General features: G+C 68.5%; 12 protein-coding genes. 9 read left to right on the top strand and 3 right to left on the bottom strand.

What is annotated here, in order from left to right; genetic code table 11:
- The first annotated feature begins 46 nt into the window (after positions 1 to 46).
- From ACFW5B_RS26740 to ACFW5B_RS26755, 4 genes are all read left to right on the top strand, one after another.
- Entirely contained in the window at positions 47 to 4,306 is a 4,260-nt protein-coding gene (locus tag ACFW5B_RS26740; protein ID WP_386444564.1) for a LamG-like jellyroll fold domain-containing protein, read from the top strand.
- A 554-nt stretch (positions 4,307 to 4,860) separates the two neighbouring features.
- A complete protein-coding gene (locus ACFW5B_RS26745) occupies positions 4,861 to 10,848 on the top strand; it encodes an RHS repeat domain-containing protein (RefSeq protein ID WP_386444672.1) in 5,988 nt (1,995 codons plus the stop codon).
- Positions 10,849 to 11,844: 996 nt separating this feature from the next.
- On the top strand, positions 11,845 to 12,885 hold the full coding sequence (locus tag ACFW5B_RS26750; RefSeq protein ID WP_386444567.1) for a VWA domain-containing protein: 1,041 nt from the start codon (positions 11,845 to 11,847) through the stop codon (positions 12,883 to 12,885).
- A 206-nt stretch (positions 12,886 to 13,091) separates the two neighbouring features.
- Positions 13,092 to 13,310: an EF-hand domain-containing protein gene (locus tag ACFW5B_RS26755; RefSeq protein ID WP_386444570.1), complete on the top strand. Its 219-nt coding sequence runs from the start codon at positions 13,092 to 13,094 to the stop codon at positions 13,308 to 13,310.
- A 464-nt stretch (positions 13,311 to 13,774) separates the two neighbouring features.
- On the opposite strand, the gene ACFW5B_RS26760 is transcribed toward ACFW5B_RS26755, so the two are convergent.
- Positions 13,775 to 14,191, bottom strand: coding sequence for a Fur family transcriptional regulator (locus tag ACFW5B_RS26760; RefSeq protein WP_386444573.1), 417 nt, complete (start codon positions 14,189 to 14,191; stop codon positions 13,775 to 13,777).
- 860 nt (positions 14,192 to 15,051) lie between these two features.
- Here ACFW5B_RS26760 and katG point away from each other — a divergent pair.
- The 4 genes from katG (at position 15,052) to ACFW5B_RS26780 (ending at position 20,990) form a co-directional block, all read left to right on the top strand.
- Positions 15,052 to 17,283: a catalase/peroxidase HPI gene (katG, locus tag ACFW5B_RS26765; protein ID WP_386444576.1), complete on the top strand. Its 2,232-nt coding sequence runs from the start codon at positions 15,052 to 15,054 to the stop codon at positions 17,281 to 17,283.
- Between the two features lie 233 nt (positions 17,284 to 17,516).
- Complete coding sequence (locus ACFW5B_RS26770) at positions 17,517 to 17,960, top strand: helix-turn-helix transcriptional regulator (protein ID WP_386444579.1); 444 nt, start codon at positions 17,517 to 17,519, stop codon at positions 17,958 to 17,960.
- Positions 17,961 to 17,970: 10 nt separating this feature from the next.
- Positions 17,971 to 18,381, top strand: a complete 411-nt coding sequence (locus tag ACFW5B_RS26775) for a VOC family protein (RefSeq protein ID WP_386444582.1) — start codon at positions 17,971 to 17,973, stop codon at positions 18,379 to 18,381.
- A 218-nt stretch (positions 18,382 to 18,599) separates the two neighbouring features.
- Positions 18,600 to 20,990 carry an ATP-binding cassette domain-containing protein gene (locus ACFW5B_RS26780; RefSeq protein ID WP_386444585.1) on the top strand — a complete coding sequence of 797 codons (2,391 nt, stop codon included), beginning with the start codon at positions 18,600 to 18,602 and terminating at the stop codon, positions 20,988 to 20,990.
- 140 nt (positions 20,991 to 21,130) lie between these two features.
- Here the strand turns inward: ACFW5B_RS26780 and ACFW5B_RS26785 are convergent, their stop codons facing one another.
- Entirely contained in the window at positions 21,131 to 22,264 is a 1,134-nt protein-coding gene (locus ACFW5B_RS26785; RefSeq protein WP_386444588.1) for a hypothetical protein, read from the bottom strand.
- A 421-nt stretch (positions 22,265 to 22,685) separates the two neighbouring features.
- On the opposite strand from ACFW5B_RS26785, the gene ACFW5B_RS26790 reads away from it, so the two are divergent.
- Positions 22,686 to 22,937 (top strand): hypothetical protein, encoded by a 252-nt coding sequence (locus tag ACFW5B_RS26790; protein WP_386444591.1) that lies wholly within the window; start codon positions 22,686 to 22,688, stop codon positions 22,935 to 22,937.
- A 32-nt stretch (positions 22,938 to 22,969) separates the two neighbouring features.
- Here the strand turns inward: ACFW5B_RS26790 and ACFW5B_RS26795 are convergent, their stop codons facing one another.
- Positions 22,970 to 24,328 carry a flavin monoamine oxidase family protein gene (locus ACFW5B_RS26795; protein ID WP_386444594.1) on the bottom strand — a complete coding sequence of 453 codons (1,359 nt, stop codon included), beginning with the start codon at positions 24,326 to 24,328 and terminating at the stop codon, positions 22,970 to 22,972.
- Positions 24,329 to 24,748: the final 420 nt, after the last annotated feature.

Genomic DNA, 24,748 nt, shown 5'->3' on the forward strand with positions numbered 1-24,748 from the left:
TGTCTCGGTGCGTCGAAGACGCGTTCATCGGGTGTTATCGGCGGGGATGAGCGGTCTGCTGGCGGCAGGCCTGCTGCCCGCGGTCCTTGGCTCGTCCGCCTGGGCCGCGCCTCGTCCGTCGGAAGGCGCCGCGGCCACCGCCAAGCTGCAGGAATCGGACGGACAGGCCGCCACTGAGGACGCCGCCCTGGAGCAGGCCAAGCGCACGGGGCACCGGATCGAAGTCGCCTCCCTGCGCAGCGAGTCGGCCGATGTCGTAGCCACCCCTGAGGGCAAGCTCCAGGCTCGGCAGTACCTGCGGCCGATTCGCACGCGGGCCTCTGGCAAGTGGACGGACATCGACACCGACCTGACCGTGCAGAGCAATGGAACGGTGGCGCCAAAGGCCGCAGCCGTCGGCCTGGCATTCTCGGGCGGCGGTGACAAGCCGCTGGTGACGATGAGTAAGGCAGGGCGCGAACTGGCACTGTCCTGGCCGGGGACGCTGCCCGCCCCGGCGCTGGACGGCGCGGAGGCCACGTATCGCGACGTACTGCCCGGTGTGGACCTGCGGATGGGAGCGCAGGCAGATGGTTTCACCCAGCTGCTGATCGTCAAGTCGGCCCAGGCCGCGCACAGTTCGGATCTGGGACAGCTTCGGCTGAAGCTGGCGGCGGACGGCGTGGACGTCAAGGAGACCGCTGCCGGCGGTCTGAATGCGGTTGACCAAGGTGCCGGCTCGCCGGTGTTCGAGGCGCCGACGCCGCTGATGTGGGATTCCAGCACGGGCCCCGGTTCCGACGCTTCCCAGAAGGGACTCACGTTCCGGAAGGCTGCCGGTAGGACACCCCGTGGCGCCGGGGCCTCGGATGGCGCCCAAGGCGATGAACCGTCGGCCGGTGAGTCGGGCAAGCTCGCGCCCGTGGGGGTGGACGTCCCAGCCGGCCAGGACCAGGTCGTCCTCAAGCCCGACGCCGACGTCCTGAAGGGCAAGAACACCGTCTACCCGGTCTTCATCGACCCGCAGTGGTCCACACCGCGGGCGACGTCCTGGACGATGGCGTCGAAGTACTGGGCGTCCTCCCCGCAGTGGAAGTTCAACGGCGACCATGACGCGGGGATGGGGTACTGCGACTGGAACCACTGTCAGCCCGAGGACACCAAGCGGCTCTTCTACCAGATTCCGACCTCGGCGTTCGCCGGGAAGTCGGTGCTGTCGGCAGATTTCGTGGTCCGCAATACCTGGTCCGCCTCCTGCAAGGAAAAAGAGGTGGAACTGTGGCGGACCAGACCGATCTCGCCCTCAACGACCTGGAACTCCCAGAACGAGTCGGGGTTCTGGCAGAAGCAGCTGGCCTCGGGCAGCTTCGCCTACGGCTACGAGGGCTGCTCGGCCAAGGACGCCGAGTTCGGTGTCAGGTCGGCCGTGCAGGAGGCGGTGGACAACAAGTGGCCGACGCTGACGTTCGGGTTGAAGGCCGCCAGCGAGATCGACGGCGTGGCCTGGAAGCGGTTCTCGGACAAGGCGTATCTGCGGGTGACGTACAACCGGCCGCCGCCGCAGGTCAAACCGTCGCAGCTGACGATGGAGTACGGCGGCACCTGCAAGAAGTCGAGTGCACCGGCTCGGATCCGCACCCGGGGCAAGATCCACGCCACCCACATCACCGACCCGGATCACGACAGGGTTCAGGTCCAGTTCCAGGCCAGCTGGGACGCGGGAGACGGAAAGGGCACCACCGCACGGTGGAAGCCGGGACTGACCACGGCGAAGGAGTCCGGCCGGGACTTCGTCGTCAGCCTGCCCACCTCGATCCCGGAGAACAAGACGGTGAGCTGGGCGGTGCGGACCTACGACGGCGCCCAGTACTCCCCCTGGTCGTTCACCGGTTCCGCTGAGGCCTGCTACTTCGTCCTCGACCACGAATGGCCCGCGGCCCCCTCGGTCACTTCAGGGGAGTACCCCTCCTCCAACCCCGAGAACCCGGACGATCCCTGGTACGACGGGGTGGGCCAGTACGGCACCTTCACTGTCGCCGACACCCACCGTGACGTGAACCGCTACAGGTACGGCATCAACGGCGACCCGTCCGACAAGAACACGGTGACGACCAGTGCTGGTGCGGCGCGGAACATCCCGGTCCAACCGGAGAAACCCGGGCTGAACTTCGTGACCGTCCAGGCTTTCGACACGGCCGGAAACAGCAGTGAGATCCGCACCTACCGGTTCCGTGTGAAGGCCGGTCAGCCCGAGCGGGCCACCTGGCAGTTCGACGAGTCGGCCGACATCACCGAGGCGAAGGGCTCGACCCCGGCACGGATCGCCGACCTGCACGGCGGCGCCACGCCGGGTGCGGACGGGGTGGCCGGCAGCGCGCTGTCCCTCAACGGCACCGACGGCTACGCGGCGACCGACATACCCGTCGTCGACACCTCCCGCGGCTTCTCCGTCTCCGCCTGGGTGCGCCCACGGGAGATCCCCGACCACCCGGCGATCGTGGCCACCCAGCCGGGCAACAACCGGCCGGGCTTCGAGCTGTACTACTCCGCCGAGCTCAAGCGGTGGGTGTTCAACCAGTACACCTCCGACAGGCCCGACGCCGGCATCGCCCGCGCGATGGCACCCCAGCCCGGCGGAGTCACCGCCAACGAATGGACCCATTTGGTGGGCGTCTACGACAGCACCGCCAAGGTGCTGCAGCTGTACGTCAACGGCAAGCTCGCCGGCCAGACGCCCTACGCCGACGCCTGGAACGCCCGGCGCGGCCTCCAACTGGGCGCCGGATCGTACGACGGGAAGCCTGGGGCCTTCTTCCCCGGCGCCCTGGACGAGGTGCAGATCTTCGACAAGCCGGTCGCCGCCGCAGAGGTCACCCGGCTGTACAACAAGGAGCGGATCCGCGGGCCGGGACGGCCGGCCCGCGCGGTCTTCCCGCTCGACGAGCCGGCCGCGGCGCAGCAGGTCACCGCGCACGGCGAGGTCCTGCCGGCCGTCCTCCACGGCGGCACCGAACCCGGAAAGGCAGGGGTGGCGGGCAACGCCCTGTCCCTGGACGGCAAGGACGACTACGCCTCGGTGGACGCGCCGCACTTCAGCACCGAACGGTCCTATGCGGTCACCGCCTGGGCCCGGGTCACCGACGCCACCCGCAACCAGACCGTCGTCGCGCAGGACGGCCGTTTCCTCAGCGCGTTCTACCTGTCGTACGAGGCGTCCGGCGGCGTGTGGAGTGCCCGTCTGGCCACCAAGGACGCCGCCGACGGCAACCTCACCCAGCAGCGCATCGCCTCCAAGCAGAAGGCCGGCATCGGGAAGTGGGCTCATCTGGCGGCGGTGCACGACACGGTCGACAACACCGTGAGCCTGTACGTCAACGGCATCCTCCAGGGCAGCGCCACGGCGCCGCAGGCCTGGTACGGCGACGGTGCCCTGCAGATCGGCCGGGCCCTGTACCGCGGTGCCTACACCGACCAGCTCGCCGGGCAGGTCGACGATGTCCGGATCTTCGACCGGCCGGTCTCCGAGGGGGAGATCCACCAGCTCGTGCAGCGTCGACCGGTCCTGACCGGCCGGTGGCAGTTCGACCAGTCGGCCGGTCCCGGAGCCAATTCCGTACCCCGCGGGCCGGCCATGGTGCTGAGCGGTGGGGCGAAACAGGTCAGCGGCGCAGGGTTCCTGGGAGCCGGAGGGCTGGTGCTGGACGGTGCCCAAAACCATGCCTTCAGCGCGATCCCCCTCGACACGACTGAGAGTTTCACCGTGACCGCGTGGGCACAGGCGGCATCGGCACCCACCCGCCCGGCGTCGCTGGTAAGCGCTGAGGCAACGAATGCCAGCAGCTTTGCCATGGGGTTCGTACCGAACCCTGCGAAGACAGGTGACGGAGTGTGGCAGGCGGTCACCGCCCGGACGGACACGAGCGATACCGACTACGACTGGGCAGGCAGCGCGCGCCCCATGAGCAGCGTGGCGGACTGGAACCACATCGCGATCGTGTACGACGGTTTCGCCAAGCTCCTGCGTATCTACGTCAACGGTGAACTCGGGGAGGCGGCCTGCCTGGACGCTGACGGCGACGGCAAGGCCGACGATACGCAGTGCACCGAGGTGGTGCCGTGGGCCGAAGGCGTGCTCTCCATCGAGGCCCTGAAGTCTCTGCAGATCGGCCGGGCGAAGGGGCGCGGCGCCTTCCGGGACTACTGGCCTGGCTCGATCGACGACGTCTGGGCCTTCCAGGGCGCCCTCACCGATGAACAGATCGGCCGCCTGGCCGGTGAGTGGTACGAGCTGCCCACCGAGGTACCGAACGTGCCCGGCGCGGGGTGAGCGGCTGCCGGGCACAGACCGCGATCCATCAACGCATTTTTCCGGAGTGAAACACCACGGTGCCGACGGCTCCGATCGGTGAGCAACAAGGGGTGGGGACAGAAGTGAACGGCATGCGTGGTCTCATCAGACGTACCTGGTTCCGGCGCAGAGTCGCCATGTGCGTCTCTGTGGTGCTGACCGGATCCCTGTTACAGGCTCTCCCGGTGGCTCAAGCGGTAGCGGCACCTGGAGCAACGAGCCGCCCCGACGCCGGAAAACCCGTTCCGGGGGTCGATGGCATGCGGGTCAAACCGCGGAAGCCGGCCAAGGGACCACGCATCCCCCGAGCACACCCCAGGAGCGATTGGCCCAAGGCCGGTTCCGCAACCCTCCGTCCCGACGAAAGAAGCGCGGATTCGTCGGCATCTGGTGCGGGCGGGGACCTGCCCCTCACCCTGGCGCCCGCCCGGGGTGCCAAGGCGTCGTCCGCTGCGGGGCGCTCCGCGACGCCCGGCGCGGTGACCGCTCGGGTCCTCGGCCGGAAGCAGACCCGCCGGGCCGGCGTCGACGGCATGCTGTTCACTCTCCGGCCGAAGCCCGCCGCGACGACGGGCGCGGTGTCCCCGGCGCCCGTGCGGGTGACCGTCGACTACGCGGCCTTCGCCGGGACCTACGGCGGTGGCTACGCTTCCCGACTGCGTCTGGTCGAACTCCCCGCGTGTGCGGCGACCACCCCGGAGAAGGACGGTTGCCGCACCGACCGGCCGCTCGCCACCCGCAACAACACCGAAAAGCACACCCTGACCGCGTCCTCGGTATCGTTGCGTGCGAACGGACCCACCGTGCTCGCGGCGGTCGGTGACGACAAAAGCGTCAAGGGCGACTACAGGGCCACCAGCCTGTCCCCCTCCGCCACGTGGAACACCAACCTCAACACCGGTGACTTCACCTGGTCCTACGACATGCCCGTGCCCGAGGTCCCCGGCGGTCTGAAGCCGAGCGTGGGTCTGTCGTACTCCTCCGGCTCGGTCGACGGCCGCACCGGCAACAGCAACAACCAGGGCTCCTGGGCCGGTGACGGCTTCGAGCTGTGGCCCGGCTACATCGAGCGCCGCTACAAGCCCTGCTCCGAGGACGGGGAGAAGCACGCCGACGGTAACAGGCCGGGCGACCTGTGCTGGTCGTATGACAACGCCTTCATCTCCTTCAACGGCAAGGCGGGCGAGCTGGTCCCGGCCGGCAAGGACGAGTGGAAGCTCCAGAACGACGACGGCACCAGGATCAAGCGGCTGACCTCGTCGGCACGGGACAACGGTGACAACGACAACGAGTACTGGGAGCTGACCGAACCGTCCGGTACCCGCTTCTACTTCGGCTACCACGAGCTGCCCGGCTGGGCCGCCGGCAAGGACGCCACGAACTCAGCCTGGACCGTGCCGGTTTTCGGCAACGACAGCGGCGAGGACTGCCACAAGGGCGCCTTCAAGGACTCCTGGTGCCAGCAAGGCTGGCGCTGGAACCTTGACTACGTCGTCGACCCGCACGGCGACGCCATCGCGTACTACTACGACAAGGAGACCAACTCCTACGGGCGTGACCTGAACAAGGACGACGACACCCCCTACGTCCGCGGCGGCTCCCTCAAGCGCATCGAGTACGGCCGGTCGTCCGGCGACCTGTACGCGGGCAAGCCGCTGGCCCAGGTCTCGTTCAGCAGTACCGAGCGATGCCTTCCGCAGACCGGGGTCACCTGCGCGACGGACACCATCGATGCCAAGAGCTTCTACTGGTACGACACCCCGTGGGACCTGAACTGCAAGGCCGGCAGCACCTGTGACCAGGGCCGCCTCTCCCCCACCTTCTGGACGCGTAAGCGGCTGACGGGCGTCACCACGGAGGTCCTCAAGGACAACGCCCTCACTCCCGTCGACTCCTGGTCGCTGAACCACCGTTGGGGCAGGGCCGATGTCGACTACCAGCTGGAGCTGGATTCCATCCAGCACACCGGTCACACCGACACCGCGCCCCTCTCCTTGCCGAAGACCACCTTCGCCTACACCCAGCTGGCCAACCGGCTCGACAAGACCGGCGACGGCTACGCCCCCTACGTCAAGGACCGTCTGTCGACCATCGACGACGAGTACGGCGGCCAGACCGACGTCAACTACTCCGGCCCCGCCTGCTCGTTCGACAGCCTGCCCACTCCGGAGTCCAACACGTCGCGCTGCTTCCCGCAGTTCATCGGCGGCAGCTCCAGCGACGACATGGACAAGTCGTGGTTCAACAAGTACGTCGTCACCTCCGTCACCACCACCGACCGCACCGGCGGCGCCCCCGACCAGGTCACCCGGTACAGCTACCTCGATGACGCGGCCTGGCACTACGACGATGACGACGGCCTGACCAGGGAGAAGTTCAAGACCTGGTCGCAGTGGCGCGGCTACGGCCACGTCCGCGTCCAGACCGGCGGCCAGGGCAAGACCGCCGACGCCATGAAGACGCAGGAGGACAGCTTCTTCCTGCGCGGCATGGACGGCGACCGCAAGAGCGCGAGCGGCGGCAGCAAGGACGTCAGCGTCTCGCTGAGCACCGGGGAGGGCGATCCCCTCACCGACGACGCCTCCGCTGCCGGATTCGCCTACAAGACGGCTACCTTCTCTCGGCCGGACGGGAAAGTCCTGGCCAAGACCGTCAGCCGGCCCTGGCACCACCAGACGGCCAAGAAGACCCGCGACTGGGGAACGGTCACCGCCAACTTCTCCGGCACGGCCAGTACCCGGGCATGGACCTCCCTCGACGACGGCGCCGGCTCGAAGTGGCGCACGACCACCACCACTTCCACTTTCGACACCGTTGCCGGGCGCGTCAAAGAGGTCAGTGACCGCGGCGACGACGCCCTCACCGACGACGACCGGTGCACCCGCACCACCTACGCCACCAACACCGACAAGAACATCCTCACCCTGCCCGCACGGGTCGAGACCGTCGCCACCGAATGCGGCAGCAGCCCGGACCGGTCCAAGGACGTCCTCTCCGACGTCCGCACCGCCTACGACGGCGGCAACTACGGCGCCGCGCCCACCAAGGGTGACACCACCGCCGTCGCCAAGCTCAAGAAGCACGATGGCACGACTGCCACCTACCTCGAGACCGGCACCACCTACGACGGCTACGGCCGGCCGCTCAAGGTCACGGACCTGACGGCCGACGTGACCGCCATCGGTGACAGTGCCCCCACCCGCAGGGCCCGGACCGACGGGCACACCACCACCACGGCCTACTCCCCCACCACCGGTATCCCCACCAAGACCGTCCTCACCACACCGCCCGCCGACTCCAAGGACCGTACGACCGCTCAGACCACCACGACCGAACTCGACCCGCTGCGCGGCCGGCCCGTCGCCACCATCGACACCAACAACAAGCGCACCACGCTCAAGTACGACGCGCTGGGCCGCTCCGTGAAGGTGTGGCTGCCCGACCGCGGCGGCTCCATGCCCACCTACCAGTTCGCCTACCAGGTCGAGGAGGGCAAACCGGCTGCTGTTGCCCAGTACACCCTCAACCCCAGCGCTCAGTCGCAGACGGTTTCCTACACCCTGTACGACGGCTACCTGCGCACCCGCCAAACTCAGGCTCCCGGCCCGGACGGCGGGCGGCTGATCAGCGATACGTTCTACGACGAGCGCGGGCAGGTGGCAAAAACCTTCGCCCCGTACTACGCGCAGAAGGAGCCGGAACGCGAGCTCTTCAAGCCCGCCGACGCCCTGAGCGTCGAGACCCAGACCTGGAAGACCTACGACGGGCTGGGCCGGGAAATCGAGAGCCGGGATGTCGCCGGAAACGGCGAGGGCGGCAAGGTCCTGGCGGTCACCAAGACACTCCACGGCGGCGACCGCACCACCGTCGTCCCGCCCGAAGGCGGCACCGCCACCACCACGGTCACCGACGCCCGCGGCCAGACCACCCAGCTCCTGCAGCATCACGCCCGCACCGCCGACGCACCTGCCGAGGCCACCCGCTACTCCTACACCCCGGCAGGCAAACTCGAAAGCGTCACCGACCCGGCAGGCAACACCTGGGCCTACCAGTACGACCAACTCGGCAACCAGACCTGGTCCAAAGACCCCGACAAGGGCATCACCAAGGCTGTCTTCAACGACCGCAACCAGCAGATCTCCAGCGAGGACGCCAACGGCGCCGTCCTGGCCACCGTCTACGACGGCCTCGGCCGCAAGACCGAACTGCACGACAAGACACCGGGCGGACCTCTGCGTGCCATGTGGGTCTACGACACCCTCGCCGGCGCAAAGGGACAGCTCGCCGAATCCACCCGCTACCTCGACGGCACGCCGTACACCACCAAAGTCACCCGGTACGACACCCTCTACCGACCGCAGAGCACCGCCACCGTCATCCCCGAGTCCGAGGGCGCACTGGCCGGCACCTACCAGGCCGGCACCTCGTACTACGGAAACGGCCTGCCGAAGGCACGCAGCTTCTCCGGCATGGGGAACATCGTCGGGAAGGGATGGAACTACACCTACGCGAACGACACTCTGCGGATGACCGCCCTTTACGGCGCAGACATCCGCTCCGACGCCACCTACACGCTCACCGGCAAGCCGCTCACCTACAAGATCGTGGGCAGCGGTAAGCCCACCCAGGTCACCAACGCCTACGAGTGGGGCACCCAGCGCCTGGCCAACTCCCGCGTCGACCGCCAGGACGTCGCCGGAGTCGACCAGTCCGCCACCTACGGCTACGACCCGGCCGGCAATGTCACTTCCCTCTCCGATGTCTCCCGCTCCGGCACCGACACCCAGTGCTTCGCCTACGACCACCTGCGCCGCCTGGCCGAGGCCTGGTCCCAGGACGAGAAGACCTGCTCCGACAGGCCCGCCGGCGACCTGATCGCCGGCCCGGCCCCCTACTGGCAGTCCTACGGCTACGACCCCGCCGGCAACCGCTCCACCCTCACCCAGCACGACCCCACCGGTGATCCGGCCAAGGACACCAAGACCACCTACCGCTACCCCAAGCCCGGCACACCTCAGCCCCACACCCTCACCTCCGTCGACACCGCCGGCCCGACCGGCACCAGCACCTCCGCCTACGGCTACGACGACACCGGCAACACCACCACCCGCACCCTCCACGGCGACAAACAAACCCTCACTTGGGACGTCGAGGGCCATCTCACCAAGGTCACCGAACCCGCCGGCGACAAGGGCACCAAGACCACCAGCTACCTCTACGACGCCGACGGCAACCGCCTGATCACCCGCACCGGCGACCGGACCACCCTCACCCTCGGCGACCACACCGAACTCACCCTCGACAAGGGCGCCGACAAGCCCAAGGCCACCCGCTACCTTCCCCTCGGCAGCGGCAATCAGGCCGTTCTCGCCGACGACGGCACCTGCACCGTCACCCTCGCCGACCACCACGGCACCGGCCAGCTCGCCATCAACGCCGCCAGCCAGTCCCTCACCCAGCGCCGCGCCCTCCCCTTCGGCGGCCCCCGCGGCACCAAACCCACCAACTGGCCCGGTACCAAAGGCTTCGTCGGCGGCACCGACGACACCACCGACACCGGCCTGACCCACCTCAGCGCCCGCGAATACGACCCGGAAACGGGCCGCTTCCTCTCCGTCGACCCCGTCCTGGACCCGGCCGACCCCCAGCAGATCAACGGCTACACCTACAGCAACAACAACCCGCTCACCTTCAGCGACCCCACAGGCCGGTTGTTCGCCGACCCCGACGGCTCAGGACGCGGCACCGGCGTCGTCCACAACCGCCACGGCGGCATGCGCCTCTCGGGCTCGAAGAACTACATCCCTGGCCCCGGCGCCTGCATTCAGCCCTACTGCCACATCCCCTACAACAGCTTCGCGTATTTTCGGTCCGCCAGCTTGGGGGCACGAGTGAGCGCAGCGTACAGATCCGGTCTGCCCATAACCCTCAACCCCGAGAACCCGAGCCCTGTACAAGTGGTCGCTCTTTGGTTCATGGGCGCCGCACCTCAAAACTGGAGCTTCTGGGAGGGCGATCAGTTCACCGATGATGTGCGCCGCATGCCATGGGTATCGAAGATCAAGAAAATTCTTTCGATGTGCCATAAATGCTCGTTCGATGAATCCATCACAGGACTCGACTACAAAACAAAGTTCGGCGAGGAAGAGTTCGGTATACCGATGAAAGAGATGCCGGTGGTGGACGGCGCAGCCTTCGCGATGAGTGAAATCGGGGACGGGAGTTCCGGACCCGGCGCCGCACAAGCGATCCTGGGTTCATACAACCTCTCGGCGAAATTCGAAGGATACAACCGCAAGAGCAAGTCCGCTACGGTTAGCTTTACCCTGAAAAATCGAATGGGGGTCGAATCCCTTACCAGGAAAATCGCGAAAGAAGGATACGACGGAAGGAACCTGAAGGACCCGACAATGACAGGAGCATCAGCAGACATAAAGCAAATTTTCCCGAACGGGCAAAAAGACAGCGACATCACCGTCCACTGGCAGGAAGAGATCGCCATGCGATTTCCCGTGAAATGAAATCCGAGAACAACCCGCACGCTTCGGTGCTGCCGATTTGGCTCTGACACCTCACAGGGCAGCACCCAGGCAGTTAACGACAGTGGAGAAAATATGCCCGTTGCCGTGAGTCATCGACGGAGACCAGCATGGATCCTCCTCGCGAGCACTTTCGCGTGGCTTACCTCGCTTACCTCCTGCACGGTCGACGCCAGATATCAGCCGGCACCCAAATCCGTCTCGATCAAATCAAGCGACATAGCGGGAACATGGAAAGGTGCCCGTGGAACCTGGATCCGATTTTCCACTGACGGCCGCCTGAAGGCTGAGCGACTGCAGCCTCAGGAGGCTCAGCCCGATACGCTGGACACAACCTCAGGAAGCGGCGAGTGGAAAATTATCGAAGCGCGGAATTACAAGGGCGGTATGACGACCGCGCAGTCAGGACGATTGCTCAGGTTCTCGCTCACCCGAATAGAGCCAGCAAGCCAGTCAAGTGGATCTTCGGCAGACCCCACCGGTTCAAAAAATGCACCCTCCTTGCCGGACGCCCAAGCGCCGAAGCGTCGCACTTGGATTACCAGCCCGGCAAGCGACACGAAGGGCCTCTACTTGTACTATCTCGTCGGCGACCCCGACGTGCGACAAAAATTCATCCTTCGCAAATCGGATAATTCCCAGAAAGCCTCTGCTGTACCGAAGTAGCCCCGCACGGTGCGTCCGCGTCAGGCAAAGGAAATTGCGCTACAAAATGAACCATCTGGGGGTGTTGTTCAGCTCAGGCGATGCCTCCGGCGTTTAGTCGGGTCCTCGTTGGGCGTAACCGAGTGACGGATGATTTGTGGGAGCACCGGCTGATTCGCGGTTCCCATGCGGCGCGTGTGGTGGTGTCGGGTCTGGATCTTTCGTCGTGGAAGGTCCTGGTTTTCGTGTCTGTGTCCGGCTTGGGGTCCAAGGTCGATTGTCAGTGGTGGGTGCGAAGGTAGGAGCCTCAAGTCGGAAAGAGGGGGAGCAGTCATGTCCGGAAGTCAGAACTACATCAACCACGTTGCTCTTGTGCTGGATGCCAGTTCGTCCATGTCACACCTGAGCAGCAAGGTCGTCGACGTCGCTGACCAGCAGATTGCCTATCTGGCGCGCCGGTCGAAGGAACTGGACCAGGAGACCCGGGTGACGGTGTACGTCTTCGCCGACAAGGTGGAGTGCGTCATCTACGACAAGGACGTGCTGCGGATGCCGTCCCTGAAGCAGTTGTACCGGGTCGGTGGAATGACGGCTTTGCTGGCGGCCACGCTGAAGTCGCAGCGGGAGCTGGCGCAGACGGCTCAACTTTACGGTGACCACAGCTTCCTGACGTTCGTGCTGACCGACGGGCAGGAGAACGCAAGTCATCGCTGTGTGGATGCGCCTGCCAGGGATCCGCGTGAACTGGTGCGGGGCGTGGCCGAGATGATCGCAACGCAGCAGGACAACTGGACGCTGGCTGTGCTCGTGCCGGACCAGATGGGCAAGCGTGAGGCCATGCAGTGCGGTTTCCCGAAGGACAACATCGCCATCTGGGACGCCACGAGCACGCAGGGTCTGGAGGAGGCCGGGCAGGTCATCCAACAGGCCACCGAGAACTTCATGGTGGGCCGTGCCCGGGGTATCCGGGGATCGCGGGCGGTGTTCTCCACGGGCGCCGAAGCCGTCAACAAGGAGACCATAAAGGCGGCCGGTCTCACCCCGGTGGATCCTTCCGCGTACCAGCTGATTCCGGTGGCTCGCGGAGCGGCGATCCGGGAGTGGGTCATCGAATGCGGGCACACGTACCGTACCGGTTGTGCGTTCTACCAGCTGAGTAAGTCGGAGAAGGTCCAGGCGCAGAAGCAGATTGCGGTGCTGGAGAAGAAGACGGACCGGGTGTACACGGGGCCGGAGGCCCGAGCGCTGCTCGGTCTGCCGGACATGGAGGTTCGCGTCAAGCCGGACCACAACGACGACTTCACGATCTTTGTGCAGAGCACCAGCGTGAACCGGAAGCTGGTACCGCACACCCGGCTGCTGCTGATGATCTGACGCCATGGGAGCCCCGCCGCCCGGCGGGGCTCCTTTCGGTCTCTTCCCGCCCAGCGGAGTCGGGCGATGGCGGTGTTCCGCCGGGGCAGTCGGGTGCACGGCCGCTGGAGGTCGGCCCGGTAGTGGTTCAGCCGGCGGGTCCCTGGGGGCCTTCCACTGCCGGATAGGCTGAGTTCGTCAGCGACGATCGCACAAAGGCGGAGCACATGGCAGACATCATGGAGACGGCGGCGCGGAAGGTCTTCGAGCGCTACGACATCGACGGGGACGGCCTGGTCAGCGCCGACGAATACCGCAAGGTCGTCGCGGAGTTGGAAGGTGCGGAGATCACCGAGTCGCAGGCCCAGGAGCTGATCGACTCGCTCGACACCAACGGCGACCGTCAGATGTCGTTCGAGGAGTTCTGGGCGGCCATGAAGGGCTGACACCCCCGAATCCGGCACGTGAACGTGCAGCAGGCGGTGTGACCCGTTCCTGTCAGCGCGTGGATCATGAACGACTCACGGCGAGCAGGAGCCGGCGGCATCGCAACGGCTCCGGTGTCGAATCGGAGCCGTGGGCTGCCCAGTGAGCTGCGGATGTTGGTGAAGCCGGACGAACACACCGGCACGCGGAGACCCCGGCCGGCCTTCATGGCCCCGGGGGTCTCGTGTTTCTGCAGGACAGCAGGCGGAGCCTTGCAAACCGCGTAGGCCGTCACCAACTACCAGCGGCGCGGCGCAGTGGCCCGGACCTCCGCCAGGACGACGCCGGTCACGGCGGTTGGTCAAGCCCGCCCCTACGAACAACAGCGTGGCCCCGAAGCACCCCGGAGCGGGACCGGGCAATAACGCCGGCACGGCCGACGACGGTGACACACCGCAACCAAGCCTGACGGCGCGTCGGCGGCTCACCCAGCAGCACACCCCGGACACACCCCGCGGTAGATCAGTTCCGCCCCCTCCACGGTGAAGCCGAAGCGTTGCGAGGTGGGAAGGCCGGACAGGGGGTCGCCGTTGGGGTGGACGTCGCGGATGGTGCCGCAGCAGGTGCAGATCAGGTGGTGGTGGGGGTGGTGGGCGTTGGGGTCGTACCGCTTGGCGCGGCCGTCGGTGGTCACCTCGGTCACCTCGCCGAGGGAGACCAGTTCGCCGAGGGTGTTGTAGACGGTCGCGCGGGAGATCTCCGGCAGGCGTGCGGTGGCGCGGGCGAGCACTTCGTCCGCGGTGAGGTGGATGTGTTCGCCGTCGAGCACCTCGGCGACCACCCGGCGCTGGGCGGTCATCCGCCAGCCACGTCCGCGAAGCCGGGCCAGCAGGTCACTCATGCCCACCACCTCACCGTGCATCGTCCGTCGAATGAATGAATCCGTACGGGTCTGGCTGTTGTATTGACTTGGACTTCGTCCATCGTAGGATCGGTTCCGGCGGCAGCCAAGGGACAGGTCAACAGCAGGGACAAGCCCGTGACGGTTCAGGAAACGGGTCCGCTCACCACCGCATCCGGTGCCCTGGTCGCGGACGTGCACAACAGCGAGCAGGCGGGTGCCGACGGCCCGGTGCTGCTCCGGGACCGGGTGCTGCTGGAGTCCCTGGTTCGCTCCGGCCGCCTTCACGCCAGCGAGCACCGCGGGCATGGTGTAAGCGGGCATTCCTCCCGGGTGGGGAGGGCTGTCACCGCTGTGGAGAAGGGCACCTCTCAGGCGCGCGGCCGCAGGTGTCCTGGTATTTCTCGTCCATCGGCCTATTCCGTGGCGGCCGCGCGTAGGGTCTTTTATGAGGCCCCGTGTGCAGGGCCTGCCGGACTTGTTTTCCGTGCCGTGCGTGGTCCCGTGCGGAGAGGTTCTGGCGTGGTGTCCGCGCCGGGTGCCGGAGCCTCTGGGGGTTCGCGGCGGCAGGAACGAAGGCGTGCTCCTGGTGGTGGACCGGTCGGCGGGGCGGCCGGTCGGGCCAGGGGTGTGGCCGCGACAGTTATTACCGCCTTTATCACCACCTTCACACCGTGTGCCGGTCGTGCGGTGCCGTCTCCGGCGGCGGTTGCGCGGGCGGTCTGGAGTTCTGTCTGACTCATACCACCACCGCGGCTTCCTGTTCGACGAGGCCGAGGACATCTCTCGGGGCCGTGCCCCGGCTGTTGACCGCCCGCAGTTTCTGAGCACAGTGATCCGCCCAGTCCGGAAGGATTCCCATGTCTGAGAACCACGACGCCCTCGTCACGGACCCCGAGCCCGAGGGGGCAGGTGGCTGCCCGGTCGCGCACGGGCGTGCCCTCCATCCGACCCAGGGCGGCGGCAACCGCCAGTGGTGGCCGGAACAGCTCAACGTCAAGATCCTGGCCAAGAACCCCGCCGTGGCGAATCCGCTGGGCGAGGACTTCGACTATGCCGCGGCGTTCAAGGGCCTGGACCTGCCGACCGTCAAGCAGGACATCGCCGAGGTGCTGACCACCTCGCAGGACTGGTGGCCGGCCGACTTCGGTCACTACGGCCCGTTCATCATCCGGATGGCGTGGCACAGCGCGGGCACCTACCGGATCAGCGACGGCCGCGGCGGCGCCGGCGCCGGGCAGCAGCGTTTCGCCCCGCTGAACAGCTGGCCGGACAACGCCAACCTCGACAAGGCGCGCCGTCTGCTGTGGCCGGTCAAAAAGAAGTACGGCCGGAGCCTGTCGTGGGCCGACCTGATGGTCCTCGCCGGCAATGTGGCGCTGGAGACCATGGGGTTCACCACCTTCGGTTTCGGCGGCGGCCGTGAGGACGTCTGGGAGCCGGAGGAGGACGTCTACTGGGGTCCCGAGACCACCTGGCTGGACGACCAGCGTTACACCGGTGACCGGGAGCTGGAGAACCCGCTCGGCGCGGTCCAGATGGGTCTGATCTACGTCAACCCGGAGGGCCCGAACGGCACCCCCGACCCGCTCGCCGCGGCGCGCGACATCCGGGAGACGTTCCGCCGGATGGCGATGAACGACGAGGAGACGGTCGCGCTGGTCGCCGGTGGCCACACCTTCGGCAAGACCCACGGGGCGGGCCCGGCGGACAACGTCGGCCCCGACCCGGAGGCCGCCTCGCTCGAGGAGCAGGGCCTGGGCTGGAAGAACGCCTACGGCACCGGCAAGGGTGGCGACGCGATCACCAGCGGTCTCGAGGGGATCTGGACCAACACCCCGACGACCTGGGACAACAGCTTCTTCGAGATCCTCTTCGGGTACGAGTGGGAGCTGTTCAAGAGCCCCGCCGGCGCCCATCAGTGGCGGCCGAAGGACGGTGCCGGTGCCGGTACGGTCCCCGACGCCCATGACGCCTCGAAGAGCCACGCCCCGACGATGCTGACGACCGACCTCGCGCTCCGGCTGGACCCGGCGTACGAGCAGATCTCGCGGCGCTTCCGGGACAACCCCGAGGAGTTCGCGGACGCGTTCGCGCGGGCGTGGTTCAAGCTGACCCACCGCGACATGGGCCCGATCGTGCGCTACCTCGGCCCGGAGGTGCCGACCGAGACGCTGCTGTGGCAGGACCCGCTGCCCGAGGTGACGCACGCGCTCGTCGACGACGCGGACGTCGCCGCCCTCAAGGGCCAGATCCTCGCCTCGGAGCTGTCGGTGTCCCAGCTGGTGTCCACCGCGTGGGCGTCGGCCTCGTCGTTCCGGGGCAGCGACAAGCGCGGCGGCGCCAACGGTGCCCGGATCCGTCTGGAGCCGCAGAGCGGGTGGGAGGTCAACGACCCCGACCAGCTGGCGACGGTTCTGCGCACCCTGGAAGGCATCCAGGAGTCCTTCAACGGCGCCCGGACCGGCGGCAAGCGGATCTCGCTCGCCGACCTGATCGTGCTCGCCGGCGGTGCGGCGGTCGAGCGGGCCGCCAGGGATGCCGGTGTCGAGATCACGGTGCCGTTCCGCCCGGGGCGTGCGGATGCGTCGCAGGAGCAGACGGACGTGGAGTCGTTCGCCGCGCTGGAGCCCTCCTCCGACGGTTTCCGGAACTACGTCGGCAAGGCCAACCGGCTGCCGGCCGAGCACCTCCTGCTCGACAAGGCCAATCTGCTGACCCTCAGCGCCCCCGAGATGACTGTCCTGGTCGGCGGTCTGCGGGTGCTGGAGGCCAACCACCAGCAGTCGTCGCTCGGCGTCTTCACCACGGCCCCCGGGACGCTGACCAACGACTTCTTCGTCAACCTGCTCGACCTGGGCACGACGTGGAAGGCGACGTCCGAGGGCGCGACCACCTTCGAGGGGCGCGATGCCGCCACCGGCGAGGTCAAGTGGACCGGCACCCGTGCCGACCTGGTCTTCGGCTCGAACTCGGAGCTGCGCGCGGTCGCCGAGGTCTACGCCTGTGATGACGCCAAGGAGAAGTTCGTGCACGACTTCGTCGCGGCGTGGGACAAGGTGATGAACCTGGACCGGTTCGACCTCGTGTGATCGTGGCGGCGTCCGGGCCGGCGGGTTGCTGCCGGCCCGGACGTACCACCGGCGAGGAGGCTCGGGGCACGGCCCCGGCGTACGCGTACCGGCCCATGCTCCTGAACACTCGCCTGCTCCCAAGCACTCGCCTGTTCCTGAGCGCCCGCCGGGAGGGCCGCGGGCGGGGAAGAGGCCGGTATGCACGTCCGCGGCGCTGGGCAAGTCCGGTGCCGCGTGGCACGATCTCGTACGTGACCAGCAAAGCCGCCGAAGCGCAGTATCTGCGCGACCTCGCGCGGCTGCGCCGCGTCCGCGACCGGATGGACCGGGAGTACGCGCAGCCGCTGGACGTCGAGGCGCTCGCCCGCAGCGTGAACATGTCCGCCGGGCATTTCAGCCGCCAGTTCCGCCGCGCCTACGGTGAGTCCCCCTACGGCTACCTGATGACGCGGCGCATCGAGCGCGCGATGGCGCTGCTGCGCCGTGGCGACCTCAGCGTCACCGATGTCTGCTTCGCGGTCGGCTGCTCATCGCTGGGCACCTTCAGCAGCCGCTTCACCGCGCTCGTCGGTGTGCCGCCCAGCGTCTACCGGCGCCGGGCGACGGGCGCGACGGCGGGGATGCCGTCATGTGTGGCGAAGCAGGTGACCAGACCGGTCAGGAATCGAGAAGCGCGGCCCGCGAGCCGCGCTTAGCGTGTCGGCCATGGACATCACCATTCACGCAAGCTTCCTTCCGCACAACGACCCGGACGCCTCCCTCACGTTCTACCGCGACACTCTCGGCTTCGAGGTCCGCAACGACGTCGGCTACCAGGGGATGCGCTGGCTCACGCTCGGTCCCGTGGGCCAGCCCGGCACGTCCATCGTCCTGGAGCCGCCGGCCGCCGATCCCGGTGTGACCGACGAGGAGCGCCGCACCATCGCCGAGATGATGGCCAAGGGCACCTACGCCCGTGTCCTGCTGGCCACCCCCGATCTCGACGCCACCTTCGAGCGGCTGCAGGCCGGGGACACGGAGGTCGTCCAGGAGCCGACCGAGCAGCCGTACGGCGTGCGCGACTGCGCGGTACGCGATCCCGCGGGCAACCTGATCCGTATCCAGGAGCTGCGCTGAGCGCTCCGGCGCTTGCGGACGGGTGCTGCGCGGGTGGCGCGGCACGGTGAAGAGGCCCGGCGCGGCGGCGGCCCCGGTGGTCGCGGCCCCGGGCTTCTTCAGCAAGCGACCCAGAGGTCAACAAGGGACCCGGACGTCCTGTGCGAGGCTGGTCAGAGCGCGCCGGGCGCCGCCGACGGGGACCGTTTCGGCGGCCCCGCGTAACAGATGGAGACACCATGAGCATGGCCCCGAGGACGGACACTCAGGCGCCTGCGCCGCATGCCGCCGACCGCCACGACCTGATCCGCGTCCACGGTGCGCGGGTGAACAACCTCAAGGATGTGAGCATCGAGATCCCGAAGCGCCGGCTGACGGTGTTCACCGGTGTCTCGGGCTCGGGCAAGAGCTCGCTGGTGTTCAACACGATCGCCGCGGAGTCGCAGCGGCTGATCAATGAGACCTACAGCGCCTTCGTCCAGGGCTTCATGCCGGCGACGGCGCGGCCCGAGGTCGATGTGCTCGAAGGCCTGACGACGGCGATCATCGTCGACCAGCAGCGGATGGGCGCGGACCCGCGCTCCACGGTCGGCACCGCCACCGATGCCAACGCGATGCTGCGCATCCTCTTCAGCCGGCTCGGGCAGCCGCACATCGGCTCGCCCAGCGCGTACGCCTTCAATGTCCCCTCGGTGCGGGCGAGCGGTGCGATCACGGTCGAGCGCGGTGCGAAGAAGACGGTGAAGGCGACGTTCTCCCGTACGGGCGGCATGTGTCCGCGCTGCGAGGGCCGGGGCACGGTGTCCGACATCGATCTCAGTCAGCTCTACGACGACTCCAAGTCGCTCGCCGAGGGCGCGTTCACCATTCCCGGCTGGAAGTCGGACAGCTTCTGGACCGTACGGGTCTACGCCGAGTCGGGCTTGCTGGACCCGGACAAGCCGATCCGCAAGTTCACCAAGAAGGAGATGCAGGACTTCCTTTACCGGGAGCCGACCAAGGTGAAGGTCGAGGGCGTGAACCTCACCTATGAGGGGCTGATCCCCAAGATCCAGAAGTCGTTCCTGTCCAAGGACAAGGAGGCGATGCAGCCGCACATCCGGGCGTTCGTGGAGCGGGCGGTCACCTTCACCGTCTGTCCCGAGTGCGACGGCACCCGGCTCAGTGAGGGCGCCCGGTCCTCACGGATCGACGGGACCAGCATCGCCGACGCCTGTGCGATGCAGATCAGCGACCTGGCCGCCTGGGTCGGCGGTCTCGGCGAGCCGTCGGTGGCACCGCTGCTCACCGCGCTGCAACGGTCTCTCGACTCGTTCGTGGAGATCGGCCTCGGCTACCTCTCGCTCGACCGGTCGGCGGGCACGCTCTCGGGCGGCGAGGCGCAGCGCGTCAAGATGATCCGCCATCTCGGCTCCTCGCTCACCGACACCACCTATGTCTTCGACGAGCCCACCGCGGGCCTGCACCCGCATGACATCCAGCGGATGAACGAGCTGCTGCTGCGACTGCGGGACAAGGGCAACACGGTGCTCGTCGTGGAGCACAAGCCGCAGACGATCGCGATAGCGGACCATGTCGTCGACCTCGGCCCCGGCGCCGGTACGGCGGGCGGTACCGTCTGCTTCGAGGGCACCGTCGAGGGGCTGCGGTCCGGCGGCACCGTCACCGGCCGTCATCTCGACGACCGGGCCGCACTCAAGAAGTCGGTGCGGACGCCCACCGGCACGCTGGAGATTCGCGGTGCGAGCGCGCACAACCTGCGCGAGGTCGATGTCGACATCCCGCTCGGGGTGCTCGCCGTCGTCACCGGTGTCGCCGGTTCCGGCAAGAGTTCGCTGGTGCACGGTTCGGTCCCGGCCGGTGCGGGTGTGGTGTCGGTCGACCAGAGTCCGATCCGCGGCTCGCGACGGAGCAACCCGGCGACGTACACCGGACTGCTCGACCCGATCCGCAAGGCCTTCGCGAAGGTCAATGGCGTCAAGCCGGGGCTGTTCAGCGCGAATTCCGAGGGGGCCTGCCCCACCTGCAACGGCGCCGGCGTCACCTTCACGGACCTGGCGATGATGGCCGGTGTCGCCGTGACCTGCGAGGAGTGTGAGGGGAAGCGGTTCCAGGCGGCGGTGCTCGACCATCATCTCGGTGGCCGCGACATCAGCGAGGTGCTGGCGATGTCGGTCGCCGAGGCCGAGGAGTTCTTCGGTGACGGTGAGGCGCGCACGCCGGCGGCACACCGGGTTCTGCAGCGGCTCGCCGACGTCGGGCTCGGTTATCTCAGTCTCGGTCAGCCGCTCACCACGCTGTCCGGCGGTGAACGGCAGCGGCTCAAGCTGGCCACGCATATGGCGGAGAAGGGCGGCGTGTACGTGCTCGACGAGCCGACCGCCGGCCTCCATCTCGCCGATGTCGAGCAGTTGCTGGGCCTGCTCGACCGGCTGGTCGACTCCGGTAAGTCGGTCATCGTCGTCGAGCACCACCAGGCGGTCATGGCACACGCGGACTGGATCATCGATCTCGGTCCCGGCGCCGGTCACGACGGTGGCCGGATCGTCTTCGAAGGCACACCCTCCGCCCTCGTCGCGGCCCGCTCCACCCTCACCGGTGAGCACCTGGCGGCGTATGTCGGCGCCTGACCGAGGCCTGCGGGAGGGCGTCCGGCGGCGAGTTCAGTGCGCAGGCTTCATGATCATCAGGTGGGCGCCCGGCGTCGGCCGGCCCGCCGGGCGCCCCGGGTGTCATGTGCGGTGCCGGCGGATCGTGACCGGCTGGGAGGTCAGGGCCGGTAGGCCTGTCGCAGGGCGCAGGTCCAGATGACGGCGCGGGAGGTCGAGGTGGCATCGGCCGCGGTGCCGCCGACGCGCTGGTCGTCGCTGACGGCGTACGCCTCGGAGGCGCCGTCCGGGGAGAGCCGGGGCAACGCCAGCAGGGGCCCGGCGCCCGGCCATATCTGGGCCTGGACCGGCGGCGCCGTCTCCGGCGGGAAGGGCCCGTCCATATGGCTGTCCGAAGCGGTGCCCACGCTCACGCCGGTGGTGGGGCTGATGGCCTCGAAGCTGCCGCTGGTGCGCTCCCCGAGCAGCCCCGGTTCCTTCTCGACGGTGTACGGCGGCACCCATTGGGTGGGGGTCCGGATGTCCAGCCGGGTGTAGTCGTGGGTGCCCACGATCCGTCCGGCACGGTCGATGTCCCGTGGGTACCAGAAGTCGTACGGGACTCCCGCGGGCCAGTACCGCTGGAGGGGTACGGCCGCGGCGCCCCTCCGTGCGGGCCAGACGAGGCCCGCCGACCACGATTCGTCGTCCTTGACGGCCTCGCCGGAACCGGCGATCTGTCCGGCGTCGTTGAGCGCGGTCACCGACGTGAGCGAGTATCCGGCCGGTGGCGCGAGCCGGCGGTGAATCCGGGTGCCGTCCCAGACGAGGCCGACGAGGGTGCCGGTCTTGAGCCCGTCGCCGACGATCAGGCCCTGGTCGTTGACGTCCGCCGCGTGCGCGCCTTCCGGCAGCAGGGTCACCGCGCGGGCCCCGGCGCGGAAGCTGAAGGCGGCGGTACGGCCCGCGCCGTGCAGGGACCCGGCCATCAGCCCCTTGGCGTTGACGGCCGCGACCGCACCGCCGGTGAATCCGGCGGGCAGCGGTACGCGGTGGACCCGGGTGCCGGTCCAGAAGACGGGCAGTCCGCGCGAGGCGCCCACCGCCAGTGCCTTCGGCCCAAGTCCCTTGACCTCGCTGCCTCCTGAGCCGGGCAGGGAGGCCAGGACCTGGAGGGCGGGCCGGCAGTCCGCGGGCTCACGGACGCCGTCGGCGGGCCGGGCCGGTGAGGCGGGCGCCGGGCTCGCCGCCAGCAGGGGCGTGAGGAGCGCGGTCGCGACCACCGCCACCGCGGCGCGGATATGTCTTCGCATCATGGTCTCCGTTTCCGAGAAGACTGGTCTTCGTTTCCGAGAACACGGGAAGGGACCGGTCGGCAGGCATGGGGATGGCCCTGTCGGCACGGGAAAGCGCAGGTGGGCGCCTGGGTGGAAAGGGGCGCCGAGGTGGAGCAGTTCCGCGGACCGGCCCTTCCTACCCCGCACCCCTGACCGTTCGGGATGGTTCCGTCAGGCAATGGCCGGAAAGTTGCCCAGGAGTGTCCGGGTCCGTTTCCAGCGGATATTGCCGAGATTGGTGGCGTCATGGGAACGCGGGGGTGCGGAGGGGGACCGACCTGGCCCTGAGGGCCTGGCGGTCCGCCCTCTCGCCTCATCTGAGAGGGTTTGGGGCTGTAGGTACTCAGCTGTCGTACTCAGCTGTACGTACTCAGCTGTACGCAGGCAATAGGCGGGGGACATGACCACTCTGGTGCTGCTCGGCGTTCTGGTGCTCGCCATCGGCGGGTGTGTATGCGTGGTGTGGGCGGAGCGCGGCGGGCCCCGCTGGGTGCGTGTGGTGGCAACGGTGACGCGTATCGCGGGCGAGGTGCTGCGCAGCGCCGGCAAGCACCAGAGCCGGAGCCTGCACCGGAGCAGCAGCGACGGCGATCAGGGAATCGGCTCGGCGGGCGGGGCGCTTCAGGTGGGCGCGGGCGCGGGCGATTCGTAGCCCGTTCTTGTCAGTTCGTGGGCAGTTCGTGGTCAGTGCGCGGTCAGGACTTCGCGGGCCGCGCGTTCGCCGGAGCGCACAGCGCCCTCCATCAGGCCGTGCATCAGGGTCGCCGACTCCGTGCCCGCCCAGTGGATCCGGCCCACGGGCTCGCGCAGGGTGCTGCCGTAGTTGGTGAGCGCGCCGGGCGGGAAGTGGGCGACCATCCCGCCCAGCGACCACGGCTGTTCGGACCAGTCGGTTTCGAGGTGGGCCGTGGGACGGTGTGCCTCCGGGCCGAAGCGTTCGGCGAGCGCGTCGAGCCAGAGTTCCTTCCGCTCCTGGGGGGCCAGGCGGCCCAGCCGTACGGCCCCGGCCCCGAACGCGTAGCTGCTCAGCACCCCCGGCTTCCCCGGGCGCGGTGTCTGGTCGATGGTGATCGGGACGGGCGAGTCGGGCGCCAGGGTCTGGCCCGACAGTCCCTGGCCCCGCCAGAACGGCTCGGCGTACTGCGTGTGCACCCGGATGATCGCGCCGGGCACCACGCGTTGCCGCAGATGGCTGTGGGCGGCGGGCAGCGGCGGGTCGTAGGCGATCCGGCCGGCGAGCACGGGCGGAGTGGCCACGATGACCCGGCGGGCCCGTACGGCGAGCGCATCGGAGATGACCTCCACACCGGTCACGCTCTGGACGATCCGACGGGCCGGGCTGGACAGGTGCACCGCCGTGCCGAGGCGCGCGGCCATCCGCCGCGCCAGTTCGGGGGCCCCGCCGTCCACGAGGTGGGATTCCGTCTTCCGGGTGTCGGTGTAGTAGCCGAATCCGCTGCCTCCGCCGCCGCGTGCGAGCACGAGCGCGCCCAGCACCGACACCTCGGCGGGGTCGGCGCAGAACAGCAGGTTCATCGTCGACTTGAGGAGGGTGTGGGCGGTGGCCGAGGGCACGTGGAGCGGATGGGAGAGCCACTGCCCGAGCGTGCGGGCGTCCCAGGTCCGGGCGCGCGGTGCCTCCCAGGGGGCGTCCGCCGGGAGGCGCCGTGCCATCAGGTTCAGGCGCAGGAAGGCCAGTCCGAGTGCGGCGAGCGCCCTTGGTCCGGCTTTGGGGATGCCGCGGTGACGGTGGTTGCGGCCGTCGAGGCACAGCAGGTGATCGCCCTCGTCGTACTGCGGGTAGACGTCCAGCCCCAGCTCTCGGCAGAGCTTGAACATCCGGTCCTGGCCCTTGCCCAGCCAGGTGCCGCCCGCGGAGACCACGGTGCCGTCGGGCAGCTTCCGGTTCCACACGCGACCGCCCACCCGGTCCCTGGCTTCGAGTACGACGACCTCACGTCCGGCCTCGGCCAGCTGCCGCGCGGCCGCCAGCCCCGCGAAGCCGGCACCCACGACACACACATCCGCTGTCAGCTGCTGCATGACCCACCTCCACAGTGCAGCCTCGCCTGCCGGGGCGCGCGGCGCCCGGTGAGTGATTCGGCCGGGCGGTGCGGGCGTCCGGTCGGGTGAGTCGTGGGCGGGCCGGCCTGGGAGGGGCAGTCGGGCAGGACGGCGCTGTCGGGCCGCTCGGTGACGGGGCCGAGGAGGGCGGCGAGGCGTTCGCCCTGCCCCTGGGTGCCGGCGACGCCGAGGAGGGGCAGGGCTCTGCTCGCAGCCCCTGCGGGGGCCTCTTCGTGGACACCAGCCGCGGCGGGTGACGACCCTGGTGCTCCATGGCAACCTGCGGAAACAAGGTGAAGAAGGTCAACCTCAAGGCGGCACGCGACGGTGCCGGACCAGGCCGCACGGCTGCGCAGTGAGCCCCGTCGGCGTCGGCGCGGCGCGCCCGCACAGCGGAAC

Origin of the sequence: Streptomyces sp. NPDC058773 (assembly GCF_042746015.1) — a bacterium.
Taxonomy (GTDB): domain Bacteria; phylum Actinomycetota; class Actinomycetes; order Streptomycetales; family Streptomycetaceae; genus Streptomyces.

What these genes read in the sequence shown, in the direction of transcription:
- ACFW5B_RS26740 (WP_386444564.1), top strand. Translation starts at nt 47, where the DNA reads ATGAGCGGTCTGCTGGCGGCAGGCCTGCTGCCCGCGGTCCTTGGCTCG.
- ACFW5B_RS26745 (WP_386444672.1), top strand. Translation starts at nt 4,861, where the DNA reads ATGCTGTTCACTCTCCGGCCGAAGCCCGCCGCGACGACGGGCGCGGTG.
- ACFW5B_RS26750 (WP_386444567.1), top strand. Translation starts at nt 11,845, where the DNA reads ATGTCCGGAAGTCAGAACTACATCAACCACGTTGCTCTTGTGCTGGAT.
- ACFW5B_RS26755 (WP_386444570.1), top strand. Translation starts at nt 13,092, where the DNA reads ATGGCAGACATCATGGAGACGGCGGCGCGGAAGGTCTTCGAGCGCTAC.
- ACFW5B_RS26760 (WP_386444573.1), bottom strand. Translation starts at nt 14,191, where the DNA reads ATGAGTGACCTGCTGGCCCGGCTTCGCGGACGTGGCTGGCGGATGACC.
- katG (WP_386444576.1), top strand. Translation starts at nt 15,052, where the DNA reads ATGTCTGAGAACCACGACGCCCTCGTCACGGACCCCGAGCCCGAGGGG.
- ACFW5B_RS26775 (WP_386444582.1), top strand. Translation starts at nt 17,971, where the DNA reads ATGGACATCACCATTCACGCAAGCTTCCTTCCGCACAACGACCCGGAC.
- ACFW5B_RS26780 (WP_386444585.1), top strand. Translation starts at nt 18,600, where the DNA reads ATGAGCATGGCCCCGAGGACGGACACTCAGGCGCCTGCGCCGCATGCC.
- ACFW5B_RS26785 (WP_386444588.1), bottom strand. Translation starts at nt 22,264, where the DNA reads ATGATGCGAAGACATATCCGCGCCGCGGTGGCGGTGGTCGCGACCGCG.
- ACFW5B_RS26790 (WP_386444591.1), top strand. Translation starts at nt 22,686, where the DNA reads ATGACCACTCTGGTGCTGCTCGGCGTTCTGGTGCTCGCCATCGGCGGG.
- ACFW5B_RS26795 (WP_386444594.1), bottom strand. Translation starts at nt 24,328, where the DNA reads ATGCAGCAGCTGACAGCGGATGTGTGTGTCGTGGGTGCCGGCTTCGCG.